Source organism: Billgrantia tianxiuensis, from assembly GCF_009834345.1.
Lineage (GTDB): Bacteria > Pseudomonadota > Gammaproteobacteria > Pseudomonadales > Halomonadaceae > Halomonas > Halomonas tianxiuensis.
Map to the genome: position 1 here is coordinate 2136011 of NZ_CP035042.1, position 12357 is coordinate 2148367.

Consider the following 12357-nt stretch of genomic DNA (forward strand, 5'->3'; position numbering starts at 1 on the left):
GATCATGACAACCACAGTGACCAAGAGCGCCACCCGCAAGCTGACCATTGCCCGGGCCATGGCCGAGGCCACCGCGCAGGAGATGCGGGCCGATCCGCGGGTCTTCGTCATGGGCGAGGACGTTGGCCCGCTGGGCGGCGTGTTCGGCAACACCCGCGGGCTGTTCGACGAGTTCGGTCCCGAGCGGGTGCGCGACACGCCCATCTCCGAAACCGCCTTCATCGGTGCCGCGGTGGGAGCCGCCTCCGACGGCATGCGTCCCATCGTGGAGCTGATGTTCGTCGACTTCTTCGGCGTGTGCATGGACGCCATCTACAACCTGATGGCCAAGAACACCTACTTTTCCGGCGGCAAGGTCAAGGTGCCGATGGTGCTGATGACCTCTACCGGCGGCGGCTACTCGGACGCCGGCCAGCACTCCCAGTGCCTCTACGGCACCTTCGCTCACCTGCCCGGCATGAAGGTGGTGGTGCCGAGCAACGCCTTCGATGCCAAGGGGTTGATGACCGCCGCCATCCGCGACGACAACCCGGTGGTGTTCATGTACCACAAGGCGCTGCAGGGCATGGGCTGGCTGGGCACCGAGAAGGGCGCCACCGTGCCGGTGCCGGAGGAGTCCTATTCGGTCGAGATCGGCAGGGCCGCCGTGGTGCGCGAGGGCCACGACGTGACCCTGGTCAGCCTAGGGGTGGGGGTGCACCACTGCCTGCGTGCGGCCAAGGCGTTGGAGGAGGAGGGCTTCTCCGCCGAGGTGGTCGACCTGCGCAGCCTGGTGCCGCTGGACCGCGATACCGTGCGGGCCTCGGTGGCCAGAACCGGCCGCCTGATCGTGGTCGACGAGGACTACCACAGCTACGGGGTCAGCGGCGAGATCATCGCCAGCGTCGCCGAGCACGCCGGCTGCCGGCTCAAGGCCGCACCCAAGCGGGTGGCCTATCCCGACATTCCGATTCCCTTCGCGCCGACCATGGAGCAGTGGGCGCTGCCCAACGCCGACAAGGTCGTCGCGGCCTTCCACCAGATGATGCGAGAGAGTTGAGGAGATGAGCATGACGACCGAAATAGCCGTGCCCGAGGATCTGTGGGAAGGCGATACCGAAGGGGTGATCACCTCCTGGCTGGTGAGCGACGGCGCCGAGGTGGCCCAGGGCGACCTGGTCGCCGAGGTGATGGTGGAGAAGGCCCAGTACGAGATCGAGGCACCGCTCTCGGGCAGGCTCGCCATCGTCAAGGAGGAGGACGAAGTGGTGGCAAAGGGCAGCGTGATCGCCACGCTGGAGAGCTGAGGAGAGTGCTGTGAAACTCACCACGACCCGACACGACGAGACCCGCCCCCCGGGGGCGGGCATATCACCTGCCGCGGCGAAGGAGATCCCGCTGAAGGGCATGCGCGGCATGATCGCGACCAGGATGCAGCAAAGCCTGCAGACCACGGCCCAGCTGACCCACCATGCCAGCGCCGGGCTCTGCGCCCTCGAAGCGCTGCGCTCGCGCTGCCGCGAACGGGGGCGGGTAGTGCCCTCGCTGCAGGACCTGCTGCTGCGCCTGGTGGTGCAGACCCTGGGCGATTTCCCTGCACTCAATGCCACGCTGGAGGAGAATCGCATCGTCCAACACGGCGCGGTGCACCTGGGGTTGGCCATACCGCTGCCCGACGACCTGCTGGTGGCGCCGGCACTCTTCGATGCCCAGAACCTGGGCCTGGGCCAGTTGCCCGCGGCGCGCCGTACGCTCACCGAACGGGCGCGGGCCGGCAAGCTCGGGGTGCGCGAGTTGACCGGCGCCACCTTCACCGTCTCCAATCTCGGCCGCTCGCGGGTGCACCACTTTACGCCGATACTCAACGTGCCCCAGGTGGCGATCCTCGGCATCGGTGGGATGGAGCGGCGCGTCGTGCCATCATCGCAAGGGTGGCGAGAGGAGGAGGTCATCGGCCTGTCGCTCACCTTCGATCATCGCGCCGTCAACGGCGCCCCGGCGGCGGCCTTCCTCGATGCCCTATGCGAGCGCATCGAGGGCCTGCCGCCCGAGGCGTTCGACAGCGAACTGAGCGTCAACGACGACTAGAGGGAGGAGGCCACATGACGGCGCTTTCGCCTGGATTGGACTGCGTGCTCCAGCGGCTCAGCGTCGGGCAGGGGCTGGCCGCCGAGGAGGCCAGGCTCGATGCGGTCTGTCAGGGCGAGAGCCAGTTCGAACTGCTGGCCTGGCAGCCGCTGGATCGCGCCCTGGTGATGCCGCGCCGCCACGAGCGCACCGAGGGCTTCCCTGCGGCACGCCAAGTCCTGCGCGAACGGGGCTGGCCGATCCTGTTCCGCGCCACGGGCGGCACGCCGGTGCCGCAATGCCCCGAGGTGGTCAACGTGACCCTCGTGCTGCGCTGTCGCGTGGGCAGCTCCGCGGCCCATCTCGAGTGGGGCTACCATCGCCTTGGCGATCCGTGGTGCGAATGGCTCACCGCGCTCGGCGTCACTGACGCCGACCTGGGGTCGGTGCCCGGCGCCTACTGCGACGGTCGCTTCAACGTGCGCATCGGTGGCCGCAAGCTGGTGGGTACCGCCCAGCGCTGGCGACGGGTGCGCGGCTGTCGCGACATGGCGCTGCTGGTTCACGGTGCCATGCAGGTCGGTGGCGATCCGGCCGAACTGGTCGACATCGTCAATACCTTTCAGGAAGCCATCGACGACCCCCAGCGCTTCCTGCCCGAAAGCCATGTCGCTTTGCAGCAGGCAGTGCCCGAGCTCGACCTCGAGACGGCACTGCCCGGGTTGCTGTCGCGGCTGGTGACGGAGAGACGATCTCCCCGATGAGGGTTCGGCCGTTATCGGAGATCTCGTAGCGTCCTGCCACTCGCGGTGGCCGGCGTGTAGCGCAATAGTCTCGTTCTCTGGGTGGCTAAAGACACCCTTTCAGTATCCTAGAAGTCTAGGGAGCCAAGTTACGACTGCGGGCACAAAAGTAATAATCAATAGCACCAGTATCTGTACCAGGAGCAGTGGCAGCACTCTTCGTGACAGCCGCGCCAGTCCCACCTTGGCCACCGAGTCCGCCACGAACAGGCAGAGCCCCATGGGCGGGGTGATCAAACCGATCATCAGATTAAAGATCACCACGATACCGAAGTGCACCGGGTCGATCCCCAGACTCATGGCGATGGGGTGTAGAATCGGCACCAGCACCAGCATGGCGGCGATCCCTTCCAGGAAGAGCCCAACTATCAGGAACAGCACAATGATCGCCAGCAGGAAGGTCCATTCCACACTGATGTAGGCGAGCACCATGTCGGTGATCAGATGGGGGATGCGATTGTAGGTCAACAGCCAGTTGGCCGCCGCCACTGCGCCGATAATGGTCATGATCACCGCACTGTCGACCATGGTGCGCGAAAAGATCGAAGGCAGATCTCGCCAACCTAGCTCGCGAAAGTAGAGCATCCCAGCTAGCAGGGCATAGGCGACGGCGAAGGCTGCCGCCTCGGTGGGCGTGACGATGCCCAGCAGAATGGAGCCCACCACGAATACCGGCATAAACAGCGGTACAATGCCGTCCAGTAGGATCTTTCGCTTCTCACCGGCCGGCTTTGGCGCGGCCTTTTTCTGGTACTTGCCGGCGAAGATCATCACGTAGCCGGAAAGGAAGAGGGCCAGCAGTATCCCTGGCACGATGCCTGCCAAAAAGAGGGCAGGCACCGAGACACCAGAGACGATCAGTGCATAGATGATAACCGGAATACTCGGCGGAATGATCGGGCCGATGACTGAAGAGGCTGCGGTCAGCGCCGCTGCGAAATCGCGAGGGTAACCTTCCTTTTCCATCTCTGGAATGAACACACGACCCAGCGCCGAGGTGTCGGCTACCGCTGAACCAGACAGGCCTGCGAAGACCACCGAAGCCCAGATGTTGACGTGAGCCAGCCCCCCTCTGAGCCTGCCAACCATCAGCTTCGAGAAAGCGATGATACGACTGGTGATGCCGCTGGCATTCATCAGCTCGCCGGCTAGGATGAACAGCGGGATTGCCAGCAGCGGAAAGGAATTCATGCCCGAGAACATCTGGGTGGCCACCGCACGCAGATGATAGGGCGGCTCGCCGGTTGCCATGAAGAACAGCAAGGCGGCCAGGATCGCCAAGGCGATCGGCAAGCCAATGATCAGCCCGCCGACCAGAATTACATAGGCCATGTCACACACCCTCCGGTACGCTGCTCTGCGTGTTGTGCAGCAAGGCAAGCCGTTCGATGAATTTCAGCACCGCTGCCAAGGCCAGCATGGTGCCACCTAGACACAGGGCGAACTGATAGGGAGCCATGGTGGCGAAGAGGCTTAGATCCAGGCCGGTCAATTGACTAAGGTCACGCATCGCACCGTGCAACCCTGAAACACGCATGCCACCGCGCTGCTGCATGAAGAGGTAGCCAGACCAGGAGAGCAATACGCCAATCACTACGACCGACAGGTCGACGATCAGAAAGAGAATTTCTCGGAAGCGCTCAGGCAGGAAGTCCACTAGCAGGCCGAGGCGCACATGGCGATCCTGTAAATAGCCCAGCGACAAACCAAACATCACGCCATAGATACCAAGGAAGACAGGCAGCTGATCCCCCAGGCCAGCGAGCTACCTAGCGCATAGCGCAGCACGGCATTACAGAAGACGATCAGGAAAATGGTGGCCATGCATAGCCCGGCGCCAATAGCCAGTAGTCGTGACACCAGGAGAATCAGGGGTCGGAAGAGTGCAGACATGGTGTGCGCGTCTCAGCCAGTGAAGAGTCGGGGGTATCACCCTGCCGGCTGGGCCGGCAGGGGTATTCGCATACGCCAGTGATCAGCGGTTGGCCGCGGCGACGGCGGCTTCCAGCTTGTCGATCCACTCGGCATCGGGGCCGAGGTCGTCGGCCAGCCACTCGAGCACACGAGGCTGAGCGCGTTCACGGAACTGCTCGAGTTCCTCCGCAGAGGGAGTGTAGACCTGCATGCCTGCCTCTTGCACCGCGATCACCCCCTCGGCTGTGGTGAACTGCTGAATCGCCCGTCCCATCACCCCAGCGATGACGCCAGCGCGTTTGACCACGGCCTGGTCTTGGGGCGAGAGCGACTGGTAGAAGTCGTCATTGATCAGCAGGAAGTCAGTGGCATAGACGTGTCCATCCAGGGTCAGGTAGTCCTGCAACTCATGAATGTTGTTGTTGTAGATGGTCCCCACCGGATTCTCATGGCCATCCACCACACCAGTGGCCAATGCGGTGGGCACTTCCGACCAGGCAATCGGGGTCGGTTCGCCGCCCAGCCCGCGTACCATCTCCACATAGAGCGGTATGTCCTGGACCCTGAAGCGCAGCCCGGCCATGTCATCCGGGCTCCGAATCTCGCGCACGCTATTGGTGAAGTGGCGCACGCCTGTCTCGCCGTACCCCAGGGTGCGCAGCCCCGTCTGGTTCAGGCAGTGCTCGGCCAGCTCCTGGCCGAACTCCCCGTCCAGCACCCGCCAGGCGGTCACTGGCGAATCGAAGGTATAGGGAATGTCGAGTACTCCGGCTGCCGGACAGATCTGCGCCATGGCGCCAGAAACCATCACCACCTGAGTCGTGCCGTCAATGGCCTGTTCCACCAGCTCGGGTTCGTTGCCCAGCGAAGCGGCAGGAAAGAGCTCGACGCTGAGGTCGGTCTCACCCTCGACGATCTTCTTGAACATATGCGCTGCCGCGCCCTTCTTGGAGCCCTGCCAGTCGTCGGGGTCGACGTGGGCAAAGCGGATAGTCTGAGCCTGAACCATGGTGCTTACGCCGAAGACCAGGGCGGTGCCGAACAGGGCGCTCTTCAAGTTTATCGTTGTCATTGTCGTTGCCTCGTTGTCGTTATGGGTGCCTGGGTCCCGGACTCTCGCCTTACTACCCTGGAAGCACCGCTGCATGGAATGAGGGTGTCTTGACGGCATTTTGCATGCAGAAATTTTATTGCCGACAAAATACAAGCTAGGGCGCTGCAAGCCCCGGGTCAATATCACCTCGACTATCGTCTAATGTCGATCCGGTATTGCTGACGTTGGCCGTCAGTCGTGAAAGTGCTTATTTCACTCGTTCATCTACAGAAGAATGAATATACCGTTCTCTATATACGACTTTGGTCTCAACTCTTCTTAACTCACTTGACGCCTGAGGGAGAGACGAATAGCTTGCATTCAATAGCGATTTTGCATGCAAAACATATTTTGTCTCTTATCCTGACACTTGAAGGAGCTCTACCAATGTCATCACCCCGACTCGACCTGGACGCTGTCGGTCAGGCCATGGGCCTGGCAAACACAGCACAGAGGAGCGCCATCAGCGCCTACCAGCAGCCCTATCTTGATTTGCTTGGTTTCGTGCCACCGCGTATTGAGGCCCGTTTGTGCACCACCGGTGTCATGGATCCCACCATGGTCGAACTGCAAGAGAAGACTCGCAGCTACGCCATGGACACTCCGCACCTGGAACCCAAGATGGTGCAGATGATGCTCTTCGGCATGCTCTTGATGGCAGGTAACGATGCCGCCCAAACCCATTGCATCGCTGCCCGCCGCTGTGGCGCAAGCTGGGAGGAGCTCCAAGCCACTATCAATCTTTGCTTCCTGTTCCGCGGCCTGCCCGCCGCCAATCGTGGAGCCCACATGCTGGCTAGCGTCGCCGCCCGCGAGGCCGAGCAGGCCGACGGCTCCGCCAACGAACAATGAATCGGGAAATCATCATGAAGCCGGAATCCCTGCAACTGGCAGCCCAGCAACTGCGCGATGCCGTCGCCAGCGGTGACTTCATTTCCCCGCTGCGCGAGAGGTTCGAGGGCCTCGACATCGAAGCCGCCTACGCCATCCAGCAGCACAACACCGAGGCACGGCTGGCGGCTGGTCACCGCATCGTCGGCCGCAAGATCGGACTCACGTCACGAGTGGTGCAAGCCCAGCTAGGTGTCGATCAACCCGATTACGGCGCTCTGTTCGACGACATGGGCTACGGCAACGGTGAACCGATCCCCTGGGCGCAGCTGCAGCAGCCCAAGGTGGAGGCTGAGGTTGCTTTCGTTCTGGGCCAGGACCTGGCCATGGTCAACCCTACGCAGGTGGACGTGATCCGCGCCATCGACCATGCGGTAGCCGCCCTCGAGGTGGTTGGAAGCCGCATCGCCGACTGGAACATCGGCATCATCGACACTATTGCCGATAACGCCTCGTCCGGCGTCTATGTGCTGGGCAGCACCCCGCGACGCCTCGAAGACCTCGACCTGGATCTGTGCGGCATGGTGATGGAGCGGCGTGGTGAGCCGGTTTCGGTTGGCGTGGGCCGCGCCTGTCTTGGTAACCCCCTCAATGCCGTGGTGTGGCTGGCCCGCAAGATGGTCGAACTCGGTCAGCCGCTGAAGGCCGGCGACCTCGTGCTCTCCGGCGCCCTCGGCCCCATGGTGCCGGTGCAGCCCGGTGACGTGATCGAGGCACGCATCAACGGCCTAGGCAGCGTCCAGGCCGTCTTCCAACTGGCAGCGAATGACGAGGTGAGCGCATGAGCACTATTCAGCAGCACGCCCTCCGGCTCGACGAGGCGGCCCGCTCAGCCACCGCCGTGGAGCAGCTCGACCCCGAGTCGCAGATGTCGCTGGAAGAGGCCTACGCCATCCAGATGGCCTCCATACAGCAGCGCCTGCAGCGCGGCGAGACCCGAGTAGGCATGAAGATGGGGTTCACCAGTCGCGCCAAGATGAGCCAGATGGGCATCGACGATGTGATCTGGGGACGCCTGACCAGTGGCATGCGCATCGAGGAGAACTCGACCATAAGTCTCGCCAGCTATGTGCACCCGCGGGTGGAGCCGGAACTGGCCTTCCTGCTCGGTCGCGACCTGCCTGAGCAGGTCACTCCTGCCGAGGCCTTGACGGCCATTGAGGCCATCGCTCCTGCACTGGAGATCATCGATTCGCGCTACCGCGACTTCAAATTCTCACTGCCCGACGTGATCGCCGACAATGCCTCCTCCACAGGCTTCGTGGTCGGTAACTGGGGCGACCCCAGAGTCGATTTTACCAACCTGGGGCTGGCCATGAGCTTCAACGGCCAGACTCGTCATGTCGGTTCAACCGCTGCCATTCTTGGCAATCCCATCCGTTCGCTGGTCGCAGCCGCACGCCTGGCCGCCCAGGCCGGCGAGCCACTGCGCGCCGGTGACATCGTGCTGGCTGGAGGCGCTACTGCCGCCGAGTGGCTAGAGCCCGGACAATACGTGCGCCTGGAAATGCAGCAGCTAGGCAGCCTCGGTTTCCATGTGGAGGAGTGACCATGCCGATCGCCACCATCAACATCATCGAAGGCCGTGATGCCGAGAAGAAGCAGAGGCTTATCGAGAATGTCGCCCGCGCCATCAGCGAGAGCCTGGACGCCCCCCTGGAGAGTGTACGGGTGCTGGTCCAGGAGTACCCCGCCACCCATTGGGGTGTAGGTGGGGAAACCATGCAGCAACGCCGCGCACGGCAGCAGTGAGGACTCCAGCATGAGCCAGAAAGTCAAAGTCGCCATCATCGGCTCCGGCAACATCGGCACCGACCTGATGATCAAGATCCTGCGTCACGGCCAGTACCTGGAGATGGGCGCCATGGTGGGCATCGACCCTGCCTCCGACGGCCTGGCCAGGGCACAGAGATTTGGCGTGCCCATTACCGCCGAGGGCATCGACGGGCTGCTGGCCATGGACCACATCGACGAGATCAAGATCGTCTTCGATGCCACCTCCGCCGGCGCCCATCGGCGCCACAGCGAGCTGCTCACGGCCCGCGGCATCAGGGTGGTCGACTTGACCCCCGCGGCCATCGGCCCCTACGTGATCCCCCCATCAATATGGACGAGCACCTGGACGCCCCCAACATCAACATGGTCACTTGCGGTGGCCAGGCTACCATCCCCATGGTGGCAGCGGTTTCCCGGGTCGCCAAGGTGCATTACGGCGAGATCGTCGCTTCCATTTCCAGCAAGTCCGCCGGCCCCGGCACCCGAGCCAATATCGACGAATTCACTGAAACCACCTCGAAGGCCATCGAGGTTTGCGGCGGGGCCGAACGCGGCAAGGCGATCATCATCCTCAATCCCGCCGAGCCGCCACTATTGATGCGTGACAGCGTCTTCGTGCTCTCCGAGTCCGCTGACCAAGCCGCCATCGAGGCTTCCGTCGAGGAGATGGTCCGCATGGTCCAGCAGTATGTTCCCGGCTATCGCCTCAAGCAGCGGGTGCAATTCGAGGAGATTTCGATCGAGGCACCGCTGAACGTTCCCGGCATCGGCAAGGCCAGCGGCCTCAAGACCTCCATCTTCCTGGAAGTGGAGGGCGCTGCTCACTACCTGCCTGCCTATGCCGGCAACCTGGACATCATGACCTCCGCTGCCAAGGCTTGCGCCGAGCGTCTGGCCGAGACCCGCCTGCTTGCCGCCACCGCTTGAGGAGCCCCATCATGAGCAAGAAACTCTACATCTCCGACGTTACCCTGCGCGATGGCAGCCATGCGGTGCGCCACCAGTACAGCCTGGACGATGCCCGACGCATCGCTCGTGCCCTCGACGCCGCCCGAGTCGACTCCATCGAGGTGGCCCACGGCGACGGCCTGCAAGGCTCCAGCTTCAACTACGGCTTCGGCGCTCACCGCGACGTGGAGTGGATCGCCGCAGTGGCCGAGGTAGTGGAGCACGCCATGATCACCACCCTGCTGCTACCTGGCATTGGTACCGTCCACGACCTGGACGCCGCCTATGCCGCCGGTGCCAGGGGGGCTCGCATCGCCACCCATTGCACCGAGGCCGACGTCTCCCGTCAGCATATCGAGCATGCCCGCAAGCTCGGTATGGATACCGTAGGCTTCCTGATGATGAGCCATATGCAGACGCCCAGGGGGCTCGCCGAACAGGCCAAGCTGATGGAGAGTTACGGCGCCCAGACCCTCTATGTGGTGGACTCCGGTGGGGCCCTGACCATGGAGGGGGTACGCGAGCGGTTCCGGGCGCTCAAGGATGCGCTCGACCCGAGCACCCAGACCGGCATTCATGCTCACCACAACCTGAGCCTGGGTGTGGCCAACTCCATCGTCGCGGTGGAGGAGGGCTGCGACCGGGTGGATGCCAGCCTGGCCGGCATGGGCGCCGGGGCCGGCAATGCTCCACTGGAGGTATTCATCGCTGCCGCCGACCGCCTGGGATGGCAGCACGGCTGTGACCTTTACACCCTAATGGACGCCGCCGACGATATCGTTCGCCCGCTGCAGGACCGGCCGGTTCGCGTCGATCGCGAGACCCTGGCGCTGGGCTATGCCGGCGTCTACTCCAGCTTTCTGCGTCACGCCGAGGCCGCTGCAGAGCGCTATGGCCTGAAGACCATGGATATCCTGGTGGAGCTGGGCCGCCGCCAGATGGTCGGCGGCCAGGAGGACATGATCGTCGACGTAGCGCTGGATATGACGCATCGATGACCCCTGGTGATTTCGCCATCGCAAACACAACAACAGCAGTGACCTGCCAACTCAACGGGAGTACAAGAGATGTCCTACCAGGAACCGATCTACGACGTCGCCAAGCTGGGCCACGCCGAACTGCTCACCCCCAAATTCGACGAGAGCCTGCGCTTTTTCACCGAAGTCTACGGTCTCGATGTCGTGGCCACCGAGGGTGACAGCGCCTATCTGCGCGCCTGGGGCGACCATGATCTCACCTCGCTGAAGCTCACCGCCTCCCACCAGGCCGGACTTGGTCATGTGGGCTGGCGAGCCATGAGCCCCCAGGCTCTGGAGCGTCGCGTCGCCGCCCTCGAAGCCTACGGTATCCAGGGCCGCTGGATCGATGGCGACGTGGGCCACGGCAAGGCCTATCGCTTCACCGGCATCGGCGGCCACGAGATGGAACTCTACTTCGAGTCCGAGAAATACCGGGCACCAGAGGGTAAGCAAGCCTATCTCCCCAATCAGCCGCAGAAGTACCATGGCCGAGGCGTGGCCGTGGAACGCATCGATCATATCAACCTGCTGACGCGGGACGTGGTGGAGATGCGCACCTTCGCCGCCGAGACCTTGGGCTTCAAACTGCGTGAGCACCTGATCCCCGGCGGCCAAGGCGAAGAAGTGGGCGCCTGGATGAGCCTGATGAACAAGGCCCACGACCTGGCGATCACCAAGGAGCCTGCGGCGGGTGCCAGCGGGCGTCTGCATCACCTGGCCTACTACGCCAGCACCCGCGAGGAGGTGTTGCGAGCCGCCGAGATCTTCATGGAGAACGACGTCTTCATCGAGTTCGGGCCGGCCAAGCACTCGCGCACCCAGGGTTTCTTCCTCTATGTCTATGAGCCGGGCGGCAATCGCATCGAGGTGTTTGCCGGCGGTTTTCATATCTTCGAACCGGACTGGGAGCCGGTAACCTGGGGCACCGAGGTCAAGGGCCGCTCCACCGCCTGGGGCCTGGAATGTCCGCCGAGCTTCCATGAACACGCCACGCCGCTGCTTTAAGGCTCACCCAGGACTTCCCTGACAGAGTAGCCCTGAAGGCCAAGGGGCAGCGCGGTATACTGAACACTGATCTCTCGCTACCCGATAGGCGTCACGACGCCGGTAACACTGGAGGCTCTGATGATGAACAGGATGATGGAAAGTCTCGTCCCGAGAGCGGGGAGGGCGGTATCACCCTGGCCACCTCCCTGGTTCAGCGCCTGCGTCGCGCCATTCTCAGCGGTGAACTCCCCCGGGGGCCAAGCTCCGTCTGGAGGCCCTTCGCGAGCAGTTGAACCTGTCGATCAGCCGCAGCCCCCTGCGCGAGGCGCTGTCGCGCCTGGGTGCTGAGGGGTTGGTGCTGATCGAGGACAAGCGTGGCTACCGTGTCATGCCCGTATCGGAGAAGAATCTCAGGGAAATCGCCAAATTGCGCATCCACTTCGAGGGGCTGGCGTTGCGTGAGGCGATCGCAGAGGGCGGCCGGCGCTGGGAAGCCGGTATCATTGCCGCCCAGTACGAGCTGGACAGCATCAAGCGTACCGATGGCATGACCCTGGAGCAGCAGGAAGTGTGGGAAGAGGCCCACCGCCAGTTCCATCTCAAGCTGCTCGAGGCCTGTGACATGCCGCTGCTCCTCAACTACTGTCGCACGCTTCACGACCTCAACGATCGCTACCGCCGCCTCTACCTCCAGAAAAATCCTTTCGACCGGGATACCCGCAGCGAGCACGCAGCCATTGTCGAGGCCACGCTGGAACGCAACGCCGACTTGGCCTGCGCCCTGCTGGCCCAGCATACCCAGCGAACCACGGACAACATTCGCACCATGCTGGCGCGCGAGCGAGAAGAGGAACTCAACGTCCAGCCGGACTGAGTTCTG

General features: G+C 63.3%; 15 protein-coding genes and 2 pseudogenes. 14 read left to right on the top strand and 3 right to left on the bottom strand.

The annotated features are described in order from the left end of the window. Positions 1 to 4: 4 nt before the first annotated feature. From EKK97_RS09940 to EKK97_RS09955, 4 genes are read left to right on the top strand one after another with little or no spacing between them, the layout of a single operon-like run. The gene (locus EKK97_RS09940; RefSeq protein ID WP_159551537.1) at positions 5 to 1039 is read left to right on the top strand and encodes an alpha-ketoacid dehydrogenase subunit beta; all 1035 of its coding nucleotides are present in this window, start codon (positions 5 to 7) and stop codon (positions 1037 to 1039) included. Positions 1040 to 1049: 10 nt separating this feature from the next. Beyond that, the gene (locus tag EKK97_RS09945; RefSeq protein WP_159551539.1) at positions 1050 to 1286 is read left to right on the top strand and encodes a lipoyl domain-containing protein; all 237 of its coding nucleotides are present in this window, start codon (positions 1050 to 1052) and stop codon (positions 1284 to 1286) included. A gap of 10 nt (positions 1287 to 1296) precedes the next feature. Beyond that, positions 1297 to 2067, top strand: coding sequence for a 2-oxo acid dehydrogenase subunit E2 (locus tag EKK97_RS09950; protein ID WP_234286334.1), 771 nt, complete (start codon positions 1297 to 1299; stop codon positions 2065 to 2067). 14 nt (positions 2068 to 2081) lie between these two features. Beyond that, positions 2082 to 2810, top strand: coding sequence for a lipoate--protein ligase family protein (locus EKK97_RS09955; RefSeq protein WP_159551541.1), 729 nt, complete (start codon positions 2082 to 2084; stop codon positions 2808 to 2810). Between the two features lie 99 nt (positions 2811 to 2909). Here the strand turns inward: EKK97_RS09955 and EKK97_RS09960 are convergent, their stop codons facing one another. The 3 genes from EKK97_RS09960 to EKK97_RS09970 form a co-directional block, all read right to left on the bottom strand. Then, entirely contained in the window at positions 2910 to 4181 is a 1272-nt protein-coding gene (locus EKK97_RS09960; RefSeq protein ID WP_159551543.1) for a TRAP transporter large permease, read from the bottom strand. Between the two features lies 1 nt (position 4182). Continuing rightward, entirely contained in the window at positions 4183 to 4605 is a 423-nt protein-coding gene (locus EKK97_RS09965) for a TRAP transporter small permease (RefSeq protein WP_340162977.1), read from the bottom strand. Between the two features lie 219 nt (positions 4606 to 4824). Then, entirely contained in the window at positions 4825 to 5835 is a 1011-nt protein-coding gene (locus tag EKK97_RS09970) for a TRAP transporter substrate-binding protein (protein WP_159551547.1), read from the bottom strand. Positions 5836 to 6243: 408 nt separating this feature from the next. Here EKK97_RS09970 and EKK97_RS09975 point away from each other — a divergent pair, with 408 nt between their 5' ends. From EKK97_RS09975 to EKK97_RS10010, 10 genes and pseudogenes are all read left to right on the top strand, one after another. Then, positions 6244 to 6708 (top strand): carboxymuconolactone decarboxylase family protein, encoded by a 465-nt coding sequence (locus EKK97_RS09975; protein WP_201297065.1) that lies wholly within the window; start codon positions 6244 to 6246, stop codon positions 6706 to 6708. 14 nt (positions 6709 to 6722) lie between these two features. After that, on the top strand, positions 6723 to 7532 hold the full coding sequence (locus tag EKK97_RS09980) for a 2-keto-4-pentenoate hydratase (protein ID WP_159551549.1): 810 nt from the start codon (positions 6723 to 6725) through the stop codon (positions 7530 to 7532). Further along, complete coding sequence (locus tag EKK97_RS09985; RefSeq protein WP_159551551.1) at positions 7529 to 8296, top strand: 2-keto-4-pentenoate hydratase; 768 nt, start codon at positions 7529 to 7531, stop codon at positions 8294 to 8296. The genes EKK97_RS09980 and EKK97_RS09985 overlap by 4 nt, the downstream gene beginning before the upstream one ends. Positions 8297 to 8298: 2 nt before the next feature. Further along, entirely contained in the window at positions 8299 to 8499 is a 201-nt protein-coding gene (locus tag EKK97_RS09990; protein ID WP_111412184.1) for a 4-oxalocrotonate tautomerase family protein, read from the top strand. A 67-nt stretch (positions 8500 to 8566) separates the two neighbouring features. Then, a pseudogene (locus tag EKK97_RS26230) lies at positions 8567 to 8764 on the top strand (acetaldehyde dehydrogenase (acetylating)); the annotation flags it as partial. A gap of 89 nt (positions 8765 to 8853) precedes the next feature. Further along, on the top strand, positions 8854 to 9450 hold the full coding sequence (locus EKK97_RS26235; RefSeq protein ID WP_479688637.1) for an acetaldehyde dehydrogenase (acetylating): 597 nt from the start codon (positions 8854 to 8856) through the stop codon (positions 9448 to 9450). 11 nt (positions 9451 to 9461) lie between these two features. Further along, positions 9462 to 10469, top strand: a complete 1008-nt coding sequence (gene dmpG, locus EKK97_RS10000) for a 4-hydroxy-2-oxovalerate aldolase (protein WP_159551553.1) — start codon at positions 9462 to 9464, stop codon at positions 10467 to 10469. A 69-nt stretch (positions 10470 to 10538) separates the two neighbouring features. Then, a complete protein-coding gene (locus tag EKK97_RS10005; protein ID WP_159551555.1) occupies positions 10539 to 11495 on the top strand; it encodes a VOC family protein in 957 nt (318 codons plus the stop codon). Positions 11496 to 11736: 241 nt separating this feature from the next. Beyond that, positions 11737 to 11853, top strand: a pseudogene (locus EKK97_RS25390) (GntR family transcriptional regulator); the annotation flags it as partial. A gap of 12 nt (positions 11854 to 11865) precedes the next feature. Continuing rightward, positions 11866 to 12351: a GntR family transcriptional regulator gene (locus tag EKK97_RS10010; protein ID WP_277987354.1), complete on the top strand. Its 486-nt coding sequence runs from the start codon at positions 11866 to 11868 to the stop codon at positions 12349 to 12351. The last annotated feature ends 6 nt before the right edge of the window (positions 12352 to 12357 follow it).